This is a genomic window from Micromonospora sp. NPDC049060 (assembly GCF_040649055.1).
In the GTDB taxonomy this organism is placed as follows: domain Bacteria; phylum Actinomycetota; class Actinomycetes; order Mycobacteriales; family Micromonosporaceae; genus Micromonospora; species Micromonospora reichwaldensis.
This window is the reverse complement of the sequence record NZ_JBEZEV010000064.1, coordinates 1-23,656: the sequence shown is the minus strand read 5'-3', so window position 1 is coordinate 23,656 and position 23,656 is coordinate 1. Positions and strand designations below refer to the sequence as shown.

The window sequence follows — 23,656 nt, the reverse complement described above, 5'->3', positions numbered from 1 at the left end:
CCAGCCGGCCCGGTGCCCGCGTGCGGTGTGAGCGGCTCTTGACAGGACCGAAACAGACGGGACCCGGACCGGAAATCGCCCCCCGGCACGCTTTGCCGACATGACAGACGGTGCACACGCGGCGACCGGACCGGGGCGGACGCCCCGGGAGGTGGCGACGCACTGCCCGTACTGCGCCCTCCAGTGCGGGATGACGCTGCGCGAGGAGGCCGGCCGGGCCACGGTGCTCCCCCGGCAGTTCCCCACCAACCGGGGCGGCCTCTGCCAGAAGGGCTGGACCGCCGCCGAGCTGCTCGACCACCCCGAGCGGCTGACCACCCCGCTGCTGCGCGACCCGGCCAGCGGCGAGCTGCGCCCGGCGAGCTGGGCCGCCGCCCTCGACCGGATCGTCACCGACCTGCGCACCGTCCAGCAGGGACACGGCCGCGACGCGGTCGCCGTCTTCGGCGGCGGCGGGCTCACCAACGAGAAGGCGTACGCGCTGGGGAAGTTCGCCCGGGTGGCGCTGCGCACGAAGCACATCGACTACAACGGACGGTTCTGCATGTCATCGGCGGCGGCGGCCGGGATGCGCGCCTTCGGCATCGACCGGGGCCTGCCGTTCCCGCTGGCCGACCTGGGCCGGGCCGACACGCTGCTGCTGGTCGGCGCGAACCCCGCGGAGACCATGCCCCCGCTGGTGCGCTGGCTGACCGCGCAGCGCGAGCGCGGCGGCCGGCTGATCGTGGTCGACCCCCGGGGCACCGCCACCGCCCGCCAAGCCGACCTGCACCTGCAACCCCTGCCCGGCACCGACCTGGCGGTGGCGAACGCGCTGCTGCACATCGCGCTCACCGAGGGTTGGGTCGACAGGGAGTACGTGGCCGCCCGTACCACCGGATTCGACGCGGTCCGTCGCGGCGTGGCCGGCTGGTGGCCGGCCCGCGCCGAGGCGCTCTCCGGGGTGCCGGTGGCCGACCTGGAGGCGACCGCCCGAGCCCTCGGCACCGCCGAACGCGTGATCATCCTGACCGCGCGCGGTGCCGAGCAGCACGCCAAGGGCGTCGACACCGTCACCGCCTTCGTCAACCTGGCGCTCGCCCTCGGGCTGCCCGGCCGCCCCGGCTCCGGCTACGGCTGCCTGACCGGGCAGGGCAACGGGCAGGGCGGGCGGGAGCACGGGCAGAAGGCCGACCAGCTCCCCGGCTACCGCAGGATCGACGATCCGGCCGCCCGGGAACACGTCGCCGGGGTCTGGGGGGTGCCGGCCGACGAGCTGCCCGGGCCGGGCGTGCCGGCGTACGAGCTGCTGGACTCGCTGGGCACGCCCGCCGGGCCGAAGGCGCTGCTGGTCTTCGGCTCCAACCCGGTGGTCTCCGCGCCCCGGGCCGCCCGGATCGAGGGCCGACTCCGCGATCTCGACCTGCTCGTGGTCGCCGACTTCCTGCTCTCCGAGACCGCCGCGCTGGCCGACGTGGTGCTCCCCACCGCCCAGTGGGCCGAGGAGGACGGCACGATGACCAACCTGGAGGGCCGGGTGCTGCGCCGCCGCGCACTGCGCCCGCCGCCGCCCGGCGTCCGTACCGACCTGGAGATCCTCGCCGACCTCACCGCCCGCCTCCAGGTGCAAGGAAGGGCTGGGGCGGACGCCGGCGACCCGCGGGTCGTGTTCGCGGAGCTGCGGCGGGCCTCGGCGGGCGGGACCGCCGACTACGCCGGAGTGAGCTGGGAGCGGATCGACGAACGCGACGGGGTGTTCTGGCCCTGCCCGGCCGAGGACGGCCCGGACACCCCCCGGCTCTTCGCCGACCGCTTCCCCACCCCCGACGGGCGGGCCCGGTTCCACGCCGTGGAGCACCGGCCGGCGGCCGAGGAGGTGTGCGCCGAGTACCCGCTGCACTTCACCACCGGCCGGGTCCTCGCGCAGTACCAGTCGGGCACCCAGACCCGCCGGGTCGCCGCGCTGCGCCGGGCCGCCCCGGACGCGTTCGTCGAGCTGCACCCCGACCTGGCCGGGCGGCTCGGCATCGGCGACGGCGAGCCGGTGCGGGTGGTCTCCCGGCGGGGCGAGTTCTACGCGCCCGCCCGGCTCCGCACCGCCATCCGGCCGGACACCGTCTTCGCGCCGTTCCACTGGGGCGGCGCCGCGCGGGCCAACTCGGTCACCAACGACGCCGTCGACCCGGTCTCCGGGATGCCGGAGTTCAAGATCTGCGCCGTCCGACTGGAGAGGGTGGACGAGCTGTGAGCGAGAGTGTCGTGGTCGTCGGCAACGGGATGGCCGGTTCGCGGCTGGCCGGCGAGCTGCACGCCCGGGGCGGGGACCGGAAGGTCACCGTGCTCGGCGCGGAGCCGCACCGGGCGTACAACCGGATCATGCTCTCCACCCTGCTGGCGGGCAAGATCGGCGAGCCGGACGTGGAGCTGGCCGAGGCCGCCGGGCAGGGCGTCGACCTGCGTACGGGGGTGACGGTCACCGCCGTCGACCGCGCCGCCGGCACGGTCCACACCGACGACGGCGACCGCATCGCGTACGACCATCTGGTGCTCGCCACCGGCAGCCGGGCCGTGGTGCCGCCGCTGCCCGGGCTGGACGGGCCCGGGCTGCCGGAGCGGGTGGTGCCGTTCCGCACGCTTGACGACTGCCGCCGGATCCTCGCCGTGGCCGGCGGCGCGCGCAGCGCCCTGGTGCTCGGCGGCGGGCTGCTCGGGCTGGAGGCGGCGCGCGGGCTCGCCGCCCGGGGCCTCGACGTGGGCGTGGTGCACCCGGTGCCGTACCTGATGGAGCGGCAACTCGACCCGGCCGGCGCGGCCGTCCTGGCCGGCACGCTCGCGGGCCTCGGGGTGACCACCCACCTGGCCGTGTCGGCCACCGGGGTGGTCGCGGACGCCGACGGGGTACGCCTCGACCTGGCCGACGGCCGCTCACTCACCGCCGACCTGCTGGTCCTCTCCTGCGGGGTACGCCCCGACACCGCCCTCGCCCGCGCGGCCGGGCTGGCCGTGGAGCGGGGCGTGCTGGTCGACGACCGGCTGCGCACCAGCGACCCACGGATCTCGGCGATCGGCGACTGCGCCCAGCACGACGGCAACCTCACCGGGCTGGTCGCCCCGGCCTGGGCGCAGGCCCGGGTGGTGGCGCAGGTGCTCACCGGGGAGGAACCGCAGGCCCGCTACCGGCCCCGGCCGGCGGTGACCCGGCTCAAGGCGGCCGGCATCGACCTCGCCGCCATGGGCGACCCGGGCGACGGCGGGACCGGCGAGGAGCTGACCTTCGCCGACCCGTCCCGGGGCACGTACGCCCGGCTGCGCATCCACGACGAACGGCTGACGGCCGCGATCCTGCTCGGCGACAACCCGGCGGTCGGCACGGTCATCCAGCTCTTCGACCGGGGTCAGCCGGTGCCGGCCGACCGGCGCTCCCTGCTGCTCGGCCGGGCGTTCGGCGCGGCGGCAGCGGCGCCGGCCGCGACTCCGGCGCTGATGCCGGACGCGGCGACCGTCTGCCAGTGCAACGACGTCAGCAAGGGGGCGCTGGTGGGCTGCTGGCGTGCCGGGGCCCGGACCGTCGACGCCGTGGTCGACGCGACCCGGGCCGGCACGGGGTGCGGCGGCTGCCGGGACGCGGTCGCCGGCATCGTCGGGTGGCTGTCCGAGGTGGATTCGGCGGAGGTGGCGTCATGAGTGAGCGAAACAGCAGGCTGGTGGTCGTCGGCAACGGGATGGTGGGGCAGCGCTTCGTCGACGCGCTGCGCGCCCGCGACCCCGAGGGGCGGTGGCGGGTAACCGTGCTCGCCGAGGAGAGCCGCCCGGCGTACGACCGGGTGCGGCTCTCGGCGTTCTTCGACGGGGTCGGCGCCGAGGAGCTGAACCTGCACACCCCCGACGACGGGGTGGAGCTGCGCCTCGGCGAGCCGGCCACGGAGATCGACCGGGAGCGGCGGCTGGTGCGCACCGCGACCGGCGAGCACCCGTACGACGCCCTGGTGCTCGCCACCGGCTCGTCCGCGTTCGTGCCGCCGGTGGACGGTGCGGCCCTGCCCGGGGTCTTCGTCTACCGGACGCTTGACGACCTGGAGGCGATCCGGGAGCACGCGCGCGGCCGGCGCACCGGGGCGGTGATCGGCGGCGGGCTGCTCGGGCTGGAGGCGGCGAACGCGCTGCGGCTGCTCGGGCTGGACACCAGCGTGGTGGAGTTCGCGCCGCGGCTGATGCCGGTGCAGGTGGACACGGCCGGTGGCGCGATGCTCCGCCGGTACGTCGACGAGCTGGGCGTGACCACCCGCCTGGGCGTGGCCACCACCGCGATCCGGTCCGGCCCGGACGGCACGGTCGCCGGGCTGGAACTGGCGGACGGGACGGTGCTCGACGCCGACCTGGTGGTGGTCGCGGCGGGCATCCGGCCCCGCGACGAGTTGGCCCGGGCGGCCGGGCTCGCCCTGGGCCCGCGCGGCGGCGTACTGGTCGACGGCGCCTGCCGTACCGCCGACGAGCGGATCTGGGCGGTCGGCGAGTGCGCGGCGGTCGACGGCGTCTGCCACGGCCTGGTCGCCCCCGGGTACGCGATGGCCGAGGTCGTCGCCGACCGGCTGGTCGGCGGGGCGGCCACCTTCCCCGGCGCGGACACCGCCACCAAGCTGAAGCTGCTCGGCGTGGACGTGGCCTCGTTCGGCGACGCGCACGGCACGACGCCGGGCTGCCTCGACGTGACGTTCACCGATCCGGCCACCCGGGTCTACGCCAAGCTGGTCCTCTCCGACGACGCGCAGACCCTGCTCGGCGGGGTCCTGGTCGGCGACGCGAGCGCGTACCCGACGCTGCGGGCCAGCGTCGGCGGTCCGCTGCCCGGGCCGCCGCTGGCGCTGCTCGCCCCCGAGGGCGCGGCGGGCGGGGGCGCCGGCGCACTGCCCGCCGCCGCGCAGGTCTGCTCCTGCAACGCGGTGACCCGCGCCGACATCGACACCGCGATCGCCGGCGGCTGCGCGGACGTGCCGGCGCTGAAGGCGTGCACCCGGGCGGGGACGAGCTGCGGCTCCTGCGTGCCGATGCTCAAGCAGTTCCTCGACGCGGCCGGGGTACGGCAGTCCACCGCGCTCTGCGAGCACTTCGACGTCAGCCGGCAGGAACTCTTCGACATCGTGCGGGTGCGCGGCATCCGCACCTTCTCGCAGCTCGTCGCCGAGCACGGCCGGGGCCGCGGCTGCGACATCTGCAAGCCGGTGGTCGCCTCGATCCTCGCCTCCCTCGGCACCGGCCACGTGCTGGACGGGGAGCAGGCGTCGTTGCAGGACACCAACGACCACTTCCTGGCCAACCTGCAACGCGACGGCAGCTACTCCGTGGTGCCCCGGATCCCCGGCGGCGAGATCACCCCGGAGAAGCTCATCGTGATCGGCGAGGTGGCCCGGGACTTCCAGCTCTACACGAAGATCACCGGCGGACAGCGGATCGACCTGTTCGGGGCCCGGGTGGACCAGCTGCCGCAGATCTGGCGCCGGCTCGTCGACGCCGGCTTCGAGTCCGGCCACGCGTACGGCAAGGCGCTGCGCACGGTGAAGTCCTGCGTCGGTGAGACGTGGTGCCGGTACGGGGTGCAGGACTCGGTCGGGCTGGCCATCGCCCTGGAGCTGCGCTACCGGGGGCTGCGCGGTCCACACAAGATCAAGTCGGCGGTCTCGGGCTGCGCCCGCGAGTGCGCCGAGGCCCGCAGCAAAGACTTCGGCATCATCGCCACCGAGACCGGCTGGAACCTCTACGTCGGCGGCAACGGCGGCTTCCGGCCCCGGCACGCCGACCTCTTCGCCACCGACCTGTCGACGGAGGCGCTGGTCCGGCTCATCGACAGGTTCCTGATGTACTACATCCGCACCGCCGACCGGCTGCAACGCACCGCCGCCTGGATCGAGGCGATGGAGGGCGGGCTGGACCACCTCCGCGCGGTGATCGTGGACGACTCGCTCGGCCTGTGCGCCGAACTCGACGCCGCGATGGCCCGGCACGTCGACTCCTACTCCGACGAGTGGCGCGACGTGCTGGAGGACCCGGTCCGGCTGCGCCGGTTCGACTCCTTCGTCAACGCCCCCGGGGTGCCCGACCCGTCCATCACGTTCGCGCGCGAACGGGGCCAGCCGGTCCCGGTGGGTCGGGCACCGGCCGGCGAGGGCCGGCAGCCGGTCACGCTGGGCATGCCGGAGGTGCGGCGATGACCACCACGACGCCCCGACTGCCGGAGGTACGGCGATGACCATCACGATGCCCAGCCCGACGCGTACCTGGACGCCGGTCTGCCCGCTCGACCGGCTGGACCCCGACCGGGGCGTCGCCGCGCTCGTCGACGGCGTGCAGGTGGCCCTCTTCCGCACCGCCGACGGGCTGTTCGCCCTCGACAACCGCGACCCGGTCGCCGGGGCGTACGTGCTGTCGCGGGGGATCGTCGGCAGCCGGGGCGGGGTGCCGACGGTCGCCTCGCCCCTGCACAAGCAGGTGTACGACCTGCGCACCGGGGTCTGCCTGGACCTGCCCGGCGTCGCCGCGTCCCGGCACGACGTGCGCTGCCGGGACGGCCTGGTCGAGGTGCGGCTGCGACAGGAGGAGTGAATGCGCGACGAACTGGCGGGCTTCACCATCGGGGTGACCGCCGACCGCCGGCGGGACGAACTCGCCGCGCTGCTCCAGCGGCGCGGCGCCCGGGTGGTGATCGCCCCGGCCCTGCGGATCGTGCCGCTGGCCGACGACACCGACCTGCGGGAGGCCACCCGGGCCTGCCTGGACCGGCCACCGGACGTCCTGATGGCCAACACCGGCATCGGCATGCGCGGCTGGTTGGAGGCGGCCGAGGGCTGGGGGCTGGCCGAGCCGCTGCGCGCCGTGCTGGCGGACGCGTACGTGGTGGCCCGGGGACCCAAGGCGCGCGGGGCCATCCGGGCCGCCGGCCTGCACGACCAGTGGTCACCCGACTCGGAGAGCTGCGACGAGGTGATCGAGCACCTGTGCCGGCGCGGCGTGGCCGGGCAGGTCGTCGCCATGCAACTGCACGGCGAGCGGCAGCCCGAGTGCACGCTGGCGCTGGAGGCGGCCGGCGCCACCGTGATCGAGGTGCCCGTCTACCGCTGGGCGCCGCCGACCGACCCGGCCCCGCTGCACCGGCTGATCGACCTGGTCGCCGGCCGGCTGGTCGACGCGGTCACCTTCACCTCCGCCCCGGCGGCCGAGGCGCTGCTGCGCGCCGCCGGGGACCGCTCCGAGGCCGTGCTGGACGCGTTCCGGGGCGACGTGCTCGCCAGTTGCGTGGGCGCGGTCACCGCGGAGCCGCTGCTGCGGCGCGGGGTGCCGGTGAGCGCGCCGGCACGGGCCCGGCTGGGTGCCCTCGTGCGGACCATCGTCGACGAACTGCCGCGCCGGACGGTCACCCTGAAGGTGGCCGGTCACCTGCTCACGCTGCGCGGGCACGCCGCCGTGGTCGACGGCGAACTGCGTCCGCTCGCGCCGGCGCCGATGGCGGTGCTGCGGGCGCTGTGCGGCTCGCCGGGTCGGGTGCTGTCCCGGACCGCCCTGCTGCGTACGCTGCCGCGCGGCGCCGACGAGCACGCCGTGGAGATGGCGGTGGCCCGGCTGCGCGCCGGGTTGCGCGCGCCCCGGGTGGTGCAGACGGTCGTCAAGCGCGGCTACCGCCTCCGGGTCGACTGACGCGACCCGGAGGCGGGAGCCGTCCCGATCAGCCGACCGGTGCCGGGTAGCCCCGGCCGTGCTCGGCCTCGAGGCGGAGCATGGCGTGCTCCACGACGGTCACCAGCACCTGCTTGACCGCGTCCCGGTGCCGGGCGTCGGTCAGCACCAACGGCACGTCCGGCGAGATGGCCAGCGCCTCGCGGACCTCCTCCAGCTCGTACTGCGGCGCGCCGTCGAAACGGTTCAACGCCACGACGTACGGCAGCCGGCGGTTCTCGAAGTAGTCCAGCGGCGCGAAGGCGTCGGTGATCCGGCGGGTGTCCACCAGCACGGCCGCCCCCACGGCGCCCTTGATGATCTCGTCCCACATGAACCAGAACCGGGTCTGGCCGGGCGTGCCGAAGAGGTACAGGATCAGGTCCTCGGCCATGGTGATCCGGCCGAAGTCCATGGCGACCGTGGTGGTCTGCTTCCCCGGCACCTTGGACGGGTCGTCGATGCCGACACCGGCCGCGGTCATCACCGCCTCGGTTCTCAGCGGGGTGATCTCCGAGATCGCGCCGACCAGGGTCGTCTTGCCCACGCCGAAGCCACCCGCGACCACGATCTTCGCGGAGATGATTCCCCGGTTTCGGCGGGCCCCGGCGGGGTCATAGCCTGCGAAGTCCACTTAGCACCCTTCCAAGGATTTCCATCCGCTCCTCGAACCCCTCGGCGGGAGCGGCAGTGTGTAGCGTCAGCAGGCTCTCGGCCACCATGTCGGCGACCAGCACCCGGGTGACGCCCAGCGGCATCCGGGTGTACGCGGAGATCTCGGCCAGCGACTGCGCCCGGCCCTCACAAACGGTGGCGATGCGGTGCTTGTCGTGCCCCGCGAAGCGGGCCTCCGCAGCCTGGGTCGCGCTGGCCGTCAGGACCGCCTCCAGGGCGATGTCCATTCGGGCCTCGGTCCGGCCGCGGGTGACCGCGTACGGCCGTACCAGCGCACCACGTGGGTCCACGCGCCGTTGGTCCATCGACGATCACCTCCTCTCCCGGCCGGGCCCCTGGTCGGGCACCGGATCCTCTCGTTCCTGCGACGCACGGTCCGCGCGTCGCGCCCGCTAGGACCGCACCGCGTCCCGGGGCAGCGGCACCAGGGCCGCACCCACGCGCTCGACCAGCAGCGCCATCTCGTAACCCACCTGACCGACGTCGCAGCTGCGGGCCGCCAGCACGGCCATCGACGAGCCGTCGCTGATCGACATCAGGAACAGGTAGCCGCTGTCCATCTCGATGACCGTCTGGAGCACGCCGCCGGCGCTGAACATCCGGGCGGCGCCCTCGGTCAGGCTGACCACGCCCGAGGTGATCGCCGCGAGCTGGTCCGCCCGGTCCGCGGGCAGGTCCCGCGAGGAGGCGAGCAGCAGCCCGTCGGCGGACACCGCCACCACGTGGGCGATCCCCGCCACGCTGTCGGCGAAGTTGGTGAGCAACCAACTCATGTCCTGCATGGCCGCTGGCCTGTTCATCGACTCGTCTCCTTGGTCGAGGTGCTGTCCTGGTCCGTGCCGGCCGCCCGGCCGCGCTGCACGCCGCGGTGGTAGGCCGACAACAGGCCCCGAACTTCGTCCGGGGTACGCCGGCTGCGGTCGCGGCCGCTCCGGGGTTCGATCCCGCCGGGCACGAGCTGTGCCTGCGGCTGCCGCTTGGGCAGCCCCGAGCGGGTGGTGCCGGCGGTGGCGGGGGCCGCCGCCCGGCTGGCCCGGGACCAGCCCTCGTCTGCCGCCGTCCGCCAGGCGTCCGTGTCGGACGCGGGCGCCGCCGGGGGCGGGTCCGCGACCGGCGCGGCGGGGGGCGCCGCGGGAGGCGCGGCGGGGGGCGCCGCGGGAGGCGCGGCGGGGGGTGTGTCCGGCGTGGCGGGTCGCGCCGCGGCCGGCGGCGTGTACGCCGGCGGTGCCGGCTGCACGGGCAGCGGAGCGGTGTCGGTGCTGCCCGGCGTACGCGTGGGCAGTCGGGGCGCGCGGGGCTGCGCCGGTGCCGGCTGGGCGGCGGCCGGCGTCCCGGCGGCGGGTGCTGCGGCGCTGGGCGCCCCGGCGGCCTGCTGGGCCGCGGCCGACTGGCTGAAGTCGGGGCGGGTGAAGATGGCCGTGGCGTCGTTACCGTGCGACCGGAACCACACCGCCTCCATCTCCCGGAAGATCGGCGCCTCGGCCGGCAGTTCGGCGCGCGGGGTGATCGGCGCGGCGGGGGCGGGCGGGGCCGTGGCGGCCAGGCCGGCCCCGAGGCCGCGGCCGGCGCCCGGGTCGGTGCCGAAGCCGGTCTCCCGGGCGGAGCCGGCGAATCCCGCCGACAGCCCGGTGGCCGGCGAGCCGGCGATCGGGCCGACCGGCAGGGCCGGCGCACCCGGCGCTTGCGCGTCCCCGCCGGGGACGCGCTTGGGCAGCGCGTCGACCGTGGGGTACGCGACGGTCGGCGTACCGACCGAGGGGACTCCGCCGGCGAAGGCCGGCCGGGCCGGGGGTGCCGCCGGGGGCGGCGACGTCAGGCCGCCGGCCTGCACCGGAGCCGCGGTGTCCCGCGCCTGCTCCGGGGCCTGCCACGGCGTCGGGGCGGCGGACCGCCACTGGTCGGTGAGGGTGGCCGAGGCGGTACGCCCCGCGCCGGCCGGCTCGCCGAGGCCGGCCGGGGTGAGCGGGTTCTGCTCGACCGCGAGCGGCTGCCGGGGGCGGGTGATCTGCTGGTCCCGGCTGTGCACGGGCGGCAGCACCACCGTCGCGGCGGGGAGCGTCACCTGGGCGACGGTGCCGCCCTCCACGTTGCGGCGCAGCTCCACGCGGATGCTGTAGCGGGAGGCCAGCCGGCTGACCACGGCCAGACCCATCAGCCGGAACGCCGCGACGTCGACGCTCGGCGGGGCGGCCAGTCGCCGGTTGAGCGAGTCGAGCTGGTCGTCGGTCAGGCCGAGGCCCCGGTCCTCGACCTGGATCAGGACGTAGTCCCGGATCCGTCGGGCGTCGGCGACCACGGTGGTGGTCGGCGGCGAGAAGCGGGTGGCGTTGTCGAGCAGCTCGGCGACGAGCCGCACCACGTCGTTGACCGCGTGTGCCGCCACCGAGATGTCGGTGTCGACGGTGCCGAACTCGATCCGGTTGTAGAGCTCCACCTCGGACTGCGCGGCCCGCAGCACGTCCACCAGGAGGGCGTCGTCGCGGCGCGGCACGGCCGAGTCGGCGCCGGCCAGGACGAGCAGGTTCTCGTCGTTGCGGCGCATCCGGGTGGCGAGGTGGTCCAGCTCGAAGAGCTGCGCGAGCCGCTTCGGGTCCTCCTCGCCGCGCTCGATCGCGTCCAGCTCGCCGATCATGCGGTCGACCAGGGTCTGACTGCGGCGGGCCAGGTTGAGGAACATCGCCGAGACGCTGGTACGCAGCGCGGCCTGCTCGGCCGCCACCCGGACCGCCTCGCGGTGTACGACGTTGAAGGCGAGCGCGACCTGGCCCACCTCGTCGCGGTTGTTGAGCTGGATCGGGTCGCGTACCTGCCGGACGATCTCCTCGACGCCGCCGTCGCCGACGTTGCCGACGTTCTGCAGCCGCTTGACCGCGTCCGGCAGGTCGTGGTTCGCCACCGAGAGGGCGCCCTCCCGCAGCCGGCGCAGCGAGTGGTTGAGCGAGCGGGCCAGCACCACGGCGAGGGTCACGGCGACGATGAGGGTGAGCAGCACCAGCCCGGTCTCGATGAAGGCCTGCCGGATGACGTCCGAGCGGGCCTGGTCGGCCTGGCTGAGCAGCCGCTCCTGGAGCCGGATCTCGGCCCACCGCATGAGGTCGTTGACCGCGCCGATGGCGGCGGTGGCGTCCTGGGCGGTCACCGGCGCGGCCTGCCCGACCGAGCGGGTGATGTCGGCGGCCACCCGGTCGGCGAGGGTCACCGCGTCGCCGGAGACCGTGCTGTCGACGAGGGCACGCTGGGTCGGGTCGGCGGCCAGGGAGAAGGCGACCAGCGCCTCCTGCTGGCTGGTCAGCGTGGCCACGAAGGAGGAGAACTGCTCCTCGTCGAGCTGGCGGGAGAGGAGGGCGGTGTAGACGACCGCCTGTTCCTCGGCGACGGCCGCCTTGGCGCGGGCGAACGCGGCGACCGCGCGCCGGGCGTCCGCGAGCCGCTCGTCACCGGGCAGCTGGGCCAGCCCGTCGCCGTACGCGACCAGGTCCGTGATGATGATCCCGTAGCGCAGCGCCGCCTCGGCGACCGCCATCTGCTGGCGGTCCAGCACCTCCTGCCGGGTGCTGGCGAGCGTCTCCAGGTGCTCGTCGATGGTCGCCAGCCGCTCCCGTACGGCGGCCGGCACCTGGTCGACCCGTCCGCGCTCCGCCCGGTACGCCGCGACCCGCTCGTCGGTGCTGCGCACCCGCAGGTTGTAGGCGTCGGCCTTCTGCTGCGGCGTCGACAGGAAGGCGGCAGCGGCCATCCGCTCGGCGTGCAGGTCCTGCGTCAGCGCGGAGACGTCGATGGAGAGCGCCGTCAGTGCCCGGGCCTGGTTGGCGTCGAAGGTGTTCTCACCGACGGCGACGAGTCGGACCGTGGCCAACGCGAGCACCGCGGCGACCGGCACGACCAGGATCAGGGCGAGCTTGGAGCGGATCCGCACGTCGCGGAGCCGGGGCAGCCGACGCCGCTTGGGCTGTTCGGTGTCGCCACTCGCGGGCAGGGTCGTCGGTCCGGTGCTCACGACATCGCCTCCGTCGTTTCTTCCACGCCTGCCCCGCCGACTCGCGCCCGGTGCAGCGGACTGCGCCACACGCGGCACGGCCGCGATTTCATCAGAACTGATCCTGTTTGGGAAGTCGCGACGGGGTAGGAAACGGTCTGAGGGCTCGCATCCCGTGATCCGGTCAACTAATACCTTCAATTCTCCATGCCCGTGAACAGGGCATGTAACTCCAGAGTGGTCATCCGTGTCGTATTAGTAAGCGCTTGCAAACTTCCCGTTGCCCCACCATGTGGGATACGTGTCCCGAAACGCATCCGAGGCTCCGCTTGACCGCGGGGCCCGGCGTTGGCAAGGTTTTGCAGGCTTCGCGCACACCGTACGGCAGACCGATCCCGTTCCTCTACTGAGGACGGACAACCCGGCGGTGACCGGGTACCGCCCGGGCCGCATCTGGAGGACTGAGTTGAGCCCCATCCGCTCCGCGACCGCCGCGGCGCTCGCATCGGCCGTGCTGGCCACCACGCTCACCGGCTGCCAGTTCGGGGCGGACGAGCAGGACACGAGTCCCATCGTCATCGCCGCGGACCTCGAGCTCTCCGGCGCTGCCGCGCCCGTCGGCAAGGCGTACCAGCGGGCGCTGGAACTGAAGGTCGAGCAGCTGAACTCCTCCGGCGCGCTCAACGGCCGGAAGGTCGAGCTGCGGGTGAAGGACAACCGGTCGGACGCGAGCGAGTCGCTGCGCAACATCGGTGACTTCAGCGCTGATTCCCAAGTCAGCGCCATCATCATGGGCGGCTGCAACGAATGCGCCGTCGGCGCCGTCCGCACCATCAACGAGAAGCGAATTCCCACCATTGCGCTCGCCGCCTCCAGCGCCGTCTCCACCCCGGTCGCCGAACGGCGGTACGTGTTCAAGCTTTCCCCGAACGCGGCCGACAGCGCCGCCGCCCTCGCCGGCGAGATGCGCCTCAAGGGCGTCCGCAAGGCGGCCGTGCTGCACAGCGACGACGCCTACGGCCGCGAGGGGTTGACCGCGCTGCGCGCCGAGTTCGCGAAGGCCGGCGTCAAGCTGCTGCGCGAGGAGGCCGTGCGCACCACCGCCACCGACGTCGCCAAGCCGGTCAAGGACCTGATCGACAAGAAGCCGGACGCGCTGGTCGTCTGGACCCCGGCGGAGCAGGCGACGCTGGCCGCCACCGCCGCCCAGCAGGCCAAGTTCAAGGGCGAACTCTTCTTCGACGCGACGGCGGCCGGCGACCTCTTCCTCGGCGCCGCGTCCGCGGCGACCGAACGCACCACGCTGGTCTTCACCCAGACCATGGTGATCGACGACGTCATCGCCACCACCCCGGCCAAGGCGGCCCGCCGCCAGTGGTTCCAGGACTACACCGCCCGCTTCGGCGGCTACAACGGATCCTCCTCGTTCGCGGCCGACGCGGTGCAGCTCATCGCCGACGCCGAACTCCGCTCGGGCGGCGAGCCCGGCGAGGTCGACCGCGACGGCGTCCGCAACGTGCTGGAGACGACCCAGTTGGACGGTCTCTCCGGGCCGATCCGGATGACCCCCGACAACCACTCCGGCCTGATGCCGCAGGCCCTCACCACCCTGGTCGCGCGCAACGGGCGCTGGCGCCTCGCGGGCTGACCGGCCGGTCGGTGGTGGACGGGATCCGACGCACGGGACCGCGTCGGACCAGCGCGTCGGTGTGGCCCGCCGTACCCCGGCGGGCCACACCATCGACCGTTGCGACGGGTCAGCGGGCCGACGTGGTGGCGCGGACCCACGGCAGGGCGAGCCGCTCGACCAGGGACAGTGCGCTGTAGAGCAGGATGCTCATCAGCGCGATCAGCACGATCGCCGCCCAGGCGGTCGCGGTGTCCCCCACGCCGTTGTACTGCAGGATCTGGTAGCCCAGCCCCGGCTTGTCGGAGTAGAACTCGCCGATCACCGCGCCGATCGCGGCCAGCGGCATCGCCACCTTGAGCCCCACGAAGATCTGCGGCAGCGCGGCGGGGAAGCGCACCTTGCGGAACGCCTGCCACCACGAGGCGTTCAGCGACCGGGCCAGCTCGGCCAGGTCGTTGGGGGTGGTGGTGAGACCGGTCGCCGTGGAGAGCACGACCGGGAAGAAGCAGAGCAGGAACACCATGGTCAGGATCGGCTTCGTACCCCAGCCGACCGAGACCACCAGCAGCGGCCCGAGGGCGATCTTCGGCACCGCGTTGACCGCCACCAGCAGCGGCGCGAACATCCGCTCGACGCGGCGGGATCCGGCCAGGGCCATCCCGATCAGCACCCCGGCCACCGCCGACAGCAGGAAGCCGACCACCGTCATCGTGGTGGTGACGCCCAGCGCCGGCATCAGCACGTCGGCGCCCGCGACCAGCGCCTTCCACACCGCCTGCGGCGGGGGCAGCGACACCGGGTGCACCAGTTGCAGGCCCGACGTGACCAGCCACCAGGCGGCCAGCGTGATCACCGCGCCGAGCAGCGGCAGCCCGACGGCCCCCGGGCGTACGCCGGAGCGGCGCGGGGCCGCGGGCCGGGGCGCGGGCTCCGTCCCGGTGCGGACGGACCGGGTACCGGTCGTCTCCGTCACGGATTCTCCTCTCCTGCCGGCCGGGCCGGCACGCGACGGGGGGTGCGGTCCACCGGGTCGCCCCGGTCGACCGCACCCCCGTGCCACGGTGGGCGGCTGTCAGGCCTTCGGCGCGAGGCTGAAGTCGATGATCTGGTCGGGGGTGATGTTCTGCTTGAGCGCGCCGGCGCCCTGCAGGATCGCGATGCTCTTGGCGACCCGGCCGCTGTCCAGGGTGCCGAGCTGGGTGCCGGAGTTGTTGGAGCGCACGTAGCCGGCCATGAGCTGGAGCTCGGCGGCGGCCGCGGCGGGGTTGGCGGCGTCGACGTTCTTCTTCAGCAGCTCGCCCGCCTCCTGCGGGTTGGTCAGCGCGTAGTCCAGGCCCTTCAACAAGGCCCCGGTGAACCGCTTGACCATCTCCGGCTTCTCCTTGGCGATCTTGGAGGAGGTGATCAGCACGTTGCCGTAGAGGTCCTGCATCACGTTGCTGTAGGGCAGCATGACGGCCTTCTGCTTGGTCACCGTCTCGATCGTGGGCTGGCCGACGACGAACTGGCCGATGCCGTCCACCGTGCCGGAGCCGAGCATGCCCATCAGGGCCTGCGCCTGGCCGGGCACCCAGGTCACCTTGCTGGCGTCCACGCCGGCCATCCGGGCGTACGTCGGGAAGAGGTTTCGTACGACGGAGCCCTCGGTGTCGGCGAGCTTCTTGCCCTCCAGGTCCTTGGGCGACGCGATGCCCTTGCCCTCGACGGTGGCGATGGCGGCCATGGTGCGCTGCTGGATCGCCGCGACCGCGACGAAGTCCTTGACCTGGCCGCCACCGAGCTGGAGCAGACCGCCGGTGAGGTCGATCGGGCCGAACTGGGCCTGCCCGCCGACGACCTGCTGGATCACCGCGCCTGTGCCCTGACCCGGCTTGATGTCGACGTCGAACCCGGCCTCCTTGAAGAAGCCCTTCTCCTTAGCGACCCAGGCGTAGGAGTCACGGCCGAAGTTGCCGAACGAGGTGAGGTAGGTCACCTTCTCCAACGCCGCGCCGTTGCCGCCCTTGGCGTCGGCGCCGGAGTCCGAGTCGCCGCTGCACCCGGAGACCAGGGCGAGGGCGGTGGCCAGCGCAGCGGCAGCGACCGTACGGGTCAGCCTTCTCATCAGTGCACCATGTCCTTTCCGACCGGAGCGGCACGCCGCCGCCGGAGGGGGTTGTCTGGCGGGCCGGCCGAGGGGTTGGGCCGGCAAACCGTCGTGAGGGGACTCTTAGCTGGCACAGCGTACGAGAAACCGGCCCTGACAATGCCCGGCGTATGGGTTTCGTTACGGAAAAATCCTCGCTTCCACCCCGGACGTCGTCTCGTCCACACCGGGCGGTTACCCTGGGCCGCGATCGCTGATCGCCGACTCAGGAGGTCCGCCGGAGATGATCAAGCTTTCCGGGGTGTCCCGCACCTTCGACGGCCGCAGCGGCCGGGTCGAGGCGCTGCGCGGCATCGACCTCGACGTGGCGGCGGGCGAGTTCGTCGCCATACTCGGCCGTTCCGGTTGCGGCAAGTCCACGATGCTGCGTCTGATCGCCGGCCTGCTCCCGGTCAGCGAGGGCGGGATCACCGTGGCCGGTGCGCCGATCACCAAGCCCCGCCCGGACATCGCGATGCTCTTCCAGCGGCCGGCCCTGCTCCCCTGGCGCACCGTCCTGGACAACGTCCTGCTCCCGGTCGAGATGTTCGGCTGGAAGCGGGCCAAGCACCGCGACCGGGCCCGGCAACTGCTGGAACTCGCCGGGCTCGGCGGCTTCGAGAAGCGGCTGCCGCACGAACTCTCCGGCGGCATGCAGCAGCGGGTCTCGCTGTGCCGGTCGCTGATCGGCGAGCCCCGGGTGATGCTGATGGACGAGCCGTTCTCCGCGCTCGACGCGCTCACCCGCGAGGAACTCTCCGGCGAGTTGCAGCGCGTGCACATGACGTCCGGGGCCACCGTCGTCTTCGTCACCCACTCGATCGACGAGGCGGTGCTGCTGGCCGACCGGGTGGTCGTACTCAGCCCCCGCCCCGGCCGGATCCGCAAGGTGGTCGACGTGAACATCCCGCGACCGCGCACCCTCGGCCGCAACGCGCACCTGGCGGACGTCGCCCGGGTCAGCGCCGACCTGCACGAACTCCTCATGGAGCGGGATCTGCCGGTGACAGCCGGCGCGGAAACACGATGAGCATGCGGGTCACCGTCTTCACCGAGCCGCACCGGGGCGCCAGCTACGACGACCAGCTCCGCTTCGCCCGGCTGGCCGAGGACGGCGGCTTCGAGGGCTTCCTCCGCGCCGACCACTACCAGGCGATGGGTGACGAGCCCGCGCCGCCCGGCCCGACCGACGCCTGGCTGACACTGGCCGCGCTGGCCCGCGAGACCAGCCGGATCCGGCTCGGCACACTGGTCACCTCCGCCACCTTCCGACTGCCCGGCCCGCTGGCCGTGATGGTGGCCCAGGTGGACCAGATGAGCGGCGGCCGGGTCGACCTCGGCATCGGCGCCGGCTGGTACGAACGCGAGCACACCTCCTACGGCATCCCGTTCCCCGGCGTCGGCGAGCGCTTCGACCGGCTGACCGAGCAGTTGGAGATCATCACCGGGCTGTGGCGGACGCCCCCGGGCGAGACGTACAGCTTCACCGGCGACCACTACCGACTGGTGGACGCGCCCGCCCTGCCGAAGCCGGTGCAGGTGCCCGGCCCACCGGTCATCGTGGGCGGACGCGGCCCGAAACGCACCCCCGACCTCGCCGCCCGGTACGCCGACGAGTTCAACATGCCGTTCAAGACGGTCGCGGAGACCGCCGCCGCGTACGAGCGGGTACGGGAGGCCTGCGACCGGGCCGGCCGGGCCGAGTCGGAACGCGGCCCGCTCACCCTCTCCGCCGGCATCGTCGTGGCGATCGGCCGCACCGACGCCGAGGCGCAGCGCCGCGCCGCCCCGCTGCACGTCACGAGCGCGCTGCCGCCGGAGGACGCGGTGGTCGGCTCGCCCGCGCAGCTCGTCGACCGGATCGGCGAGTTCGCCGCCGTCGGCGCCACCCGGGTGCACCTGCGCCTGATCGACTTCGCCGACCTCGACCACCTGGAGCTCATCGCCGCCGAGGTGCTCCCCCGACTGGACGGAACCCGATGACCGACGCACACCTCGAACTCGGCCCGGTGGGCCAGGAGATCGTGTACGAGAACGACCGCGTCCGCGTCTGGCACATCCGGCTGGAGCCGGGCGAACGGCAGCCGCTGCACCGGCACGACCACCCGTACCTCGTGGTGGCGATCCAGGGCGCGAAGAACGTCGTACAGACGATCGACGGCACCCTCATCGACGCCGACGAGCCGACCGGCGGGGTGGTCTACCGGGATCCGGGCGCCGTGCACATGCTGACCAACGTGGGCGACACGACGTACCTGGCCCGGCTGGTCGAACTGAAGTAACCGCCGGCCGGCGGGTCGCCCCCCGCTCGCGGCGCGCCGGTGGCGGCCTGGTCAACAGGTGCGTAACGTGCCGGACATGGCCTTTCGGACCTGGGGCAGACTGCTGCTCACCGCGCTCGGGGTGAGCCTGCTGGCCGGGGCCGGTCAGCTCGGCATCGCCTTCGGCTTCGGCATCGTCCGGCTCTCCGGCACCTTCACCGGCGCCACCGTCAACCAGTGGCCGGCCCAGCTCGTCTGGGCGGGCTGGTTCGCGGCGAACGCCGCCGTGGTGGGCGCGGTGCTCACCGAGCGCCTGGCCCGCAGGGACGGTGGGCTGGCCGGCACCGGGCGCCTGCTCGCCGTCGCCGGCGCCGCCGCGCTGGGCGCCACCGTCGTCGCGCCGCTCTGCATGCAGCCGGCCCGGGCGGCCGAACTCGTCTCGATGGACCCGGTCTGGGCCGTCGGCATCTGCGCGGTCCTCGGTGCGCTGGTGGGTGCGGGCGCCGCCGTCGCCGTCCTGCTCCAGCCGCCGGTGGGATGGAACGTGGCGGCGATCGCGGGCGCGGTCTGGCTGCTGGCCCTGGTCTCGGTGGCCCCGTCGCTGGTCTCGACCGGCCCGCTGGACACCGTACGACTGGGGGTGCTGGAGCCGGCGTCGCTCGACGCCGGCGCGGTGCAGAGGCTGGCCCTGGTGGTCCTGCCGCTGGTGGCGCTGCTGGCCGGCGCGGCGACCGGCGGGCTGGCCCGGTGGCGGGGCCACCCGCCGCTGGTCAGCGGCGCGACGGGGGTGGCGGGACCGGCGCTGGTCGCGTTCGCCTACCTGACCGCCGGTCCGGGCGACACCGCCGACCGCTACCAACTCACGCCGTACTACGCGGCGCTGCTCGCGGTGGCCGTCGGCGCGCTCGGGTCGGCCGCGGCCGCGCTGCTGCGCTGGCCGCTCGTCACGCGCACCGCCCCCACCGGGGCCATCGAGCCGACCGACATCCTCCGGCCGCTGCCCACCGGTCCGGCCCTGCCGCATACCCAGGCGCCCACCAACAGCGACGAGCCGGAGACGGTCGACCTGGCCGGCGGCAGCCTGGTCGTCGCCGACCAGGCCGGCGGCGGTACGGGCTCCGGCGCGGTCACCGCCGCCACCGGCGACGGCCCGGTGCCCCGGGCGGTGCCCCCGCACTGGGACTGGCCCGCCGACGGAGGAACCGTCCCGGCCGCACCGGTGACACCGGCTGCCCCGGTCGCGCCGCTGGCATCGAGCGTCCCAGCAACCCCGATCGTCCCGGCCGCACTGGTCACCGACGAGGCGCCGCCGGCCGGGAAGACGACGCCCGACGCGCAGCCCGCCGGGGAGATGACGGCCGCCGCACGGTCGACCGGAGGGGCGACGACTGCGGCTCAGCCGGTCGGGGTTGCGGCGCCCGCAGGACAGCCGGCCGGAGCAGCGACTCCCGCAGGACAGCCGGCAGAGGGACCAGCACAGCCGGCCGAGGGACCCGCACCCGCAGGGCAGCCGGCGGAGGCGGTCGCCGGCCAGCGGGTCGCCCCGAACGCGCCCAAGCCCCGCCGCACCCGTAAGCCCCGCTCGACGCGCCAGCCCGCCGCCCCGGCGGCACCGGAGGGTGCTGGCCCGGGACCCGTCGCCACGGGCGCCCCCGAGACCGGCGCCACCGCGCCCGGCGCGGCGATGTCGTCGCCATCCCCGGACGCCTCCGCCGCGCCCAGCACTACCGCACCCGGCACGACGACCAGCCCCCAGCCCGGTGCCCCGGCCGGCACCGGGCCCGACACCGCGACCGACACCGCGACCGGCCCCGCGACCGGCCCCGCGACCGACACCGCGACCGGCCCCGCGCCCGACAACACGGCCGGGTCCGAGCCCGGCACCACCATCGGGTCCGAGTCCGGCACCACGACCGAGGCCAGGTCCGGCACCACGACCGGGTTCGGGTCCGGCACTACGACCGGGTCCGGGTCCGGGTCCGGCACCACGGCCGGGGCCGAGCCCAGCAGCACGACCGGTCCCGAGTTCGGTGCCGCGGCCGACGCCGCGCCCGGCAGCACTGCCGCCGCGGGTTCCGGCGTACCGGGGCCGGACGACAGCGGCCCTCGCGCGGTGCCGCTCTTCGCGGCGGACGGCGAGGCGGCTTCCGGCCGGGCCGTCGAGCCGGACGCCGGCACCGCGCCCCCGCCCGCCCCGGCCTGGCCCGTCTCGCCCCGGCCTCGGGCCGACGGCGCCGCCGAGGCGGCACAGCCGGCCACAGAACCCGCCCCCGATTCGACGCCCCGGCCCCGCCACCGGGCCCCGATGCCCGACCTGGCCCGGGCCGCGAACTGGGAGGCGCTCGCCACCGCACGCCGGGGCGGTCCTGTCCCGGCGCCCGTCGACGCCGCGCCGGAGAACGGCATCCCCACCGCCCGGACGGAGGCGCCAGCGCCCGGCTCCCCGGCTCCCGCCGAGGCCGAGCAGCCCACCGAACGGGGCCGGGGCCGGCTGGGTCTGTTCCGCCGCAACCGGCCCCGGGCCGAGGACGCCCCGGCCGACCGGGGGCCCGAGCCGCTGGCGGCGCAGGACGAGGAGTACGTGGACTGGGTCACCGGCCTCAGCAAGCCGGTCCCCGACAACGAACCCGAGCAGGAGAGCGGTCGGCGGTCGTTGCGCTCCACCGGTCGCCACCACCGCGACTGACCGACCCGGCGACCCCCGCCCCGCCCGGGGTGACGCCCGCCCCTTCTGTCGAACGGCGGCGGGGACGGGCGTCGTCGTCGGACGCGCGGTCGCGCCGCTCAGGCGAGCGGCAGGTAGACCCGGCCGCCGGAGGAGAGGAACTCCTCCGACTTGTCCTGCATGCCGCGCGCCGCGTACTCCTTCAGCTCCTGGGTGATCTTCATTGAGCAGAACTTCGGGCCGCACATCGAGCAGAAGTGGGCGGTCTTCGCCGGCTCCGCCGGCAGGGTCGCGTCGTGGTACGAGCGCGCGGTCTCCGGGTCCAGCGACAGGTTGAACTGGTCCTCCCAGCGGAACTCGAACCGCGCCCTGGAGAGCGCGTCGTCCCACGCCTGCGCGCCCGGGTGCCCCTTGGCCAGGTCGGCCGCGTGCGCCGCGATCTTGTACGCGATCACGCCGGCCTTCACGTCGTCGCGGTCCGGCAGCCCCAGGTGCTCCTTCGGGGTCACATAGCAGAGCATCGCGGTGCCGAACATGCCGATCATCGCCGCGCCGATCGCCGACGTGATGTGGTCGTACGCGGGGGCGATGTCGGTGGTCAGCGGGCCGAGGGTGTAGAACGGCGCCTCGTGGCACCACTCCTGCTGGAGGTCCACGTTCTCCTTGATCTTGTGCATCGGCACGTGGCCGGGGCCCTCGATCATCACCTGCACGTCGTGTTCCCAGGCGATCTTCGTCAGCTCGCCCAGGGTGCGCAGCTCGGCGAACTGCGCCTCGTCGTTGGCGTCCGCGATCGAGCCGGGGCGCAGCCCGTCGCCGAGCGAGAACGTCACGTCGTAGCGCGCGAGCAGCGCACACAGCTCGGCGAAGTTCGTGTAGAGGAAGTTCTCCTCGTGGTGTGCCAGGCACCAGGCCGCCATGATCGAGCCGCCCCGCGACACGATCCCGGTCACCCGGTCCACCGCCAGCGGCACGTACGGCAGCAGCACCCCGGCGTGCACCGTCATGTAGTCGACGCCCTGCTCGGCCTGCTCGACAACGGTCTCCCGGAACACCTCCCAGCTCAGCTTCACCGGATCGCCGCCGACCTTCTCCAGCGCCTGGTAGATCGGCACGGTCCCGATCGGCACCGGCGAGTTGCGCACGATCGCCTCGCGGGTCTCGTGGATCCGCTTACCCGTCGACAGGTCCATCACGGTGTCCGCGCCCCACCGGGTCGCCCAGGTCAGCTTCTCCACCTCCTCCGCCACCGAGGAGGAGACCGCCGAGGTACCGATGTTGGCGTTCACCTTCACCAGGAACGCCTTGCCGATGATGGCCGGCTCGCACTCGGGATGGTTGACGTTGAGCGGCAGCACGGCCCGCCCGGCGGCGATCTCGTCCCGGACGAACTCCGGCGCCATCCCCTCCCGCACCGCCACGAACTCCATCTCCGGCGTCACCACGCCCGCCCGCGCGTACGCGAGCTGGGTGGGGCGGCGGCCGTCCGCGCCCGCGAGCGGGGTGCCCGCGCCCCGCACCGGTGCGACGTCGCCGCGCTCGGCGATCCATGCCGCACGCAGCGGCGGCAGCCCGACCTCCGGATCGGAGCCGGGGCCGGAGGTGTCGTAGAGCCGCAGCGGCGGGTTGTCACCGGCCAGCTCCACCTCGGCGAACGGCACCCGCACGTCCGGTCGGGACCCCTCCACGTACACCTTGCGACGTGCCTGCATGACAGCCTCCCTGGTGATCAAGCGGACCAGCCGAAGTGGTCCAGCGGGCCGCGTCCCGCGCCCAGCTCCCAGTGCCGCGCGCCGGTCAGCGCGCGGAGGACGTACTCCTTGGCGGCGGCGACCGCCGTCGGCACCTCGTCGCCGAGCGCCAGCCGGACCGCGATCGCGGCCGAGAACGAGCACCCGGTGCCGTGGTTGTGCCGGGTGTCGACCCGCGGCGCGCGCAGCAGGGTGGTGACGCCGCCGCCGTGCAGCACGTCGACCGCCTCACCGTCGGCGTCCACGTCGCCGCCGGTCACCACCACGTGCGCCGGCCCTCCGGCCGCCAGGGCCTCGGCGGCGGCCACCATCTCCTCGACCGTGGTCACCGGGCGTCCGGTGATGGCCGCGGCCTCCGCGCAGTTCGGCGTCGCCACCTGCGCGTACGGCAACAGCCGCTCCACGGCGGCGACCACGCCCAGCCGGTGCCCGCTGGTGGCGACGAGCACCGGGTCGACGACGAGGTGCGGCAGCCGGCCGTCCCTGGCGGCGTCCGCCACCGCGTCGGCGACCGCCGGGGTGCCGAGCACCCCCGTCTTCACGGCGCGGACGGTGAAGTCGGCGAGCACGCTGTCGAGCTGCTCGGTGACGGTGCGCGGCGGCAGGGGCAGCACGGCGTCGACGCCCCTCGTGTTCTGCGCGGTGACCGCGGTGAGCACGCTGGTGCCGTACGCGCCGAGGGCCGCGAAGACCTTCAGGTCGGCCTGGATGCCGGCACCGGCGCCGGAGTCGGAGCCGGCGATGGTGAGCACGGTCGTCGGGGTCATCGTTCCTCTTCCGTGATGGCGTACGGGATCTCGCGCCGGGCCTGCGTGGTCGTCGCGGTTGAGGGCTGCGGCCGACCGTGCCCACTCCGGGCGGTCGCGCCGAGCGCGGCGAGCCGCTGCACC

At 74.4% G+C, this 23,656-nt stretch carries 18 protein-coding genes; 10 read left to right on the top strand and 8 right to left on the bottom strand.

Annotated features, from left to right (window positions below; all coding sequences use genetic code 11):
* Positions 1 to 100 precede the first annotated feature (100 nt).
* From AB0B83_RS21340 to AB0B83_RS21320, 5 genes are read left to right on the top strand one after another with little or no spacing between them, the layout of a single operon-like run.
* On the top strand, positions 101 to 2,227 hold the full coding sequence (locus tag AB0B83_RS21340; RefSeq protein WP_357579630.1) for a molybdopterin oxidoreductase family protein: 2,127 nt from the start codon (positions 101 to 103) through the stop codon (positions 2,225 to 2,227).
* Positions 2,224 to 3,663, top strand: coding sequence for an FAD-dependent oxidoreductase (locus AB0B83_RS21335; protein WP_357579629.1), 1,440 nt, complete (start codon positions 2,224 to 2,226; stop codon positions 3,661 to 3,663). Before AB0B83_RS21340 ends, AB0B83_RS21335 begins: the two co-directional genes overlap by 4 nt.
* A complete protein-coding gene (gene nirB / locus AB0B83_RS21330; protein WP_357579628.1) occupies positions 3,660 to 6,185 on the top strand; it encodes a nitrite reductase large subunit NirB in 2,526 nt (841 codons plus the stop codon). Before AB0B83_RS21335 ends, nirB begins: the two co-directional genes overlap by 4 nt.
* Positions 6,186 to 6,231: 46 nt before the next feature.
* A complete protein-coding gene (gene nirD / locus AB0B83_RS21325) occupies positions 6,232 to 6,576 on the top strand; it encodes a nitrite reductase small subunit NirD (RefSeq protein WP_357579643.1) in 345 nt (114 codons plus the stop codon).
* Entirely contained in the window at positions 6,577 to 7,665 is a 1,089-nt protein-coding gene (locus AB0B83_RS21320) for a uroporphyrinogen-III synthase (RefSeq protein WP_311410805.1), read from the top strand.
* 28 nt (positions 7,666 to 7,693) lie between these two features.
* Here AB0B83_RS21320 and AB0B83_RS21315 read toward each other — a convergent pair whose 3' ends face one another.
* From AB0B83_RS21315 to AB0B83_RS21300, 4 genes are all read right to left on the bottom strand, one after another.
* Positions 7,694 to 8,317: an ATP/GTP-binding protein gene (locus AB0B83_RS21315; RefSeq protein WP_088998389.1), complete on the bottom strand. Its 624-nt coding sequence runs from the start codon at positions 8,315 to 8,317 to the stop codon at positions 7,694 to 7,696.
* Positions 8,298 to 8,663 carry a DUF742 domain-containing protein gene (locus AB0B83_RS21310; RefSeq protein ID WP_088998388.1) on the bottom strand — a complete coding sequence of 122 codons (366 nt, stop codon included), beginning with the start codon at positions 8,661 to 8,663 and terminating at the stop codon, positions 8,298 to 8,300. Before AB0B83_RS21310 ends, AB0B83_RS21315 begins: the two co-directional genes overlap by 20 nt.
* An 87-nt stretch (positions 8,664 to 8,750) precedes the next feature.
* Complete coding sequence (locus AB0B83_RS21305) at positions 8,751 to 9,158, bottom strand: roadblock/LC7 domain-containing protein (RefSeq protein ID WP_067359650.1); 408 nt, start codon at positions 9,156 to 9,158, stop codon at positions 8,751 to 8,753.
* The gene (locus AB0B83_RS21300; protein WP_357579627.1) at positions 9,155 to 12,355 is read right to left on the bottom strand and encodes a sensor histidine kinase; all 3,201 of its coding nucleotides are present in this window, start codon (positions 12,353 to 12,355) and stop codon (positions 9,155 to 9,157) included. The genes AB0B83_RS21305 and AB0B83_RS21300 overlap by 4 nt, the downstream gene beginning before the upstream one ends.
* Positions 12,356 to 12,800: 445 nt before the next feature.
* On the opposite strand from AB0B83_RS21300, the gene AB0B83_RS21295 reads away from it, so the two are divergent.
* Positions 12,801 to 13,982: an ABC transporter substrate-binding protein gene (locus tag AB0B83_RS21295; protein ID WP_357579626.1), complete on the top strand. Its 1,182-nt coding sequence runs from the start codon at positions 12,801 to 12,803 to the stop codon at positions 13,980 to 13,982.
* 109 nt (positions 13,983 to 14,091) lie between these two features.
* Here the strand turns inward: AB0B83_RS21295 and AB0B83_RS21290 are convergent, their stop codons facing one another.
* Together AB0B83_RS21290 and AB0B83_RS21285 are read right to left on the bottom strand one after the other, a co-directional pair.
* A complete protein-coding gene (locus AB0B83_RS21290; RefSeq protein WP_357579625.1) occupies positions 14,092 to 14,937 on the bottom strand; it encodes an ABC transporter permease in 846 nt (281 codons plus the stop codon).
* A 99-nt stretch (positions 14,938 to 15,036) separates the two neighbouring features.
* Positions 15,037 to 16,068: an ABC transporter substrate-binding protein gene (locus tag AB0B83_RS21285; RefSeq protein ID WP_357579624.1), complete on the bottom strand. Its 1,032-nt coding sequence runs from the start codon at positions 16,066 to 16,068 to the stop codon at positions 15,037 to 15,039.
* Positions 16,069 to 16,333: 265 nt separating this feature from the next.
* Between AB0B83_RS21285 and AB0B83_RS21280 the strand changes: the two genes are divergently transcribed.
* The 4 genes from AB0B83_RS21280 (at position 16,334) to AB0B83_RS21265 (ending at position 21,036) form a co-directional block, all read left to right on the top strand.
* Positions 16,334 to 17,119 carry an ABC transporter ATP-binding protein gene (locus tag AB0B83_RS21280; protein WP_357579623.1) on the top strand — a complete coding sequence of 262 codons (786 nt, stop codon included), beginning with the start codon at positions 16,334 to 16,336 and terminating at the stop codon, positions 17,117 to 17,119.
* A gap of 2 nt (positions 17,120 to 17,121) precedes the next feature.
* Complete coding sequence (locus AB0B83_RS21275; RefSeq protein WP_357579642.1) at positions 17,122 to 18,072, top strand: LLM class F420-dependent oxidoreductase; 951 nt, start codon at positions 17,122 to 17,124, stop codon at positions 18,070 to 18,072.
* Positions 18,069 to 18,371 carry a cupin gene (locus tag AB0B83_RS21270; RefSeq protein WP_088998381.1) on the top strand — a complete coding sequence of 101 codons (303 nt, stop codon included), beginning with the start codon at positions 18,069 to 18,071 and terminating at the stop codon, positions 18,369 to 18,371. Before AB0B83_RS21275 ends, AB0B83_RS21270 begins: the two co-directional genes overlap by 4 nt.
* Before the next feature lie 76 nt (positions 18,372 to 18,447).
* The gene (locus AB0B83_RS21265; protein WP_357579622.1) at positions 18,448 to 21,036 is read left to right on the top strand and encodes a hypothetical protein; all 2,589 of its coding nucleotides are present in this window, start codon (positions 18,448 to 18,450) and stop codon (positions 21,034 to 21,036) included.
* 98 nt (positions 21,037 to 21,134) lie between these two features.
* Here AB0B83_RS21265 and thiC read toward each other — a convergent pair whose 3' ends face one another.
* Both thiC and thiD read right to left on the bottom strand, forming a co-directional pair.
* Positions 21,135 to 22,727, bottom strand: a complete 1,593-nt coding sequence (gene thiC / locus AB0B83_RS21260; protein WP_357579621.1) for a phosphomethylpyrimidine synthase ThiC — start codon at positions 22,725 to 22,727, stop codon at positions 21,135 to 21,137.
* Positions 22,728 to 22,744: 17 nt separating this feature from the next.
* Complete coding sequence (thiD, locus tag AB0B83_RS21255; protein WP_357579620.1) at positions 22,745 to 23,533, bottom strand: bifunctional hydroxymethylpyrimidine kinase/phosphomethylpyrimidine kinase; 789 nt, start codon at positions 23,531 to 23,533, stop codon at positions 22,745 to 22,747.
* Positions 23,534 to 23,656 lie beyond the last annotated feature (123 nt).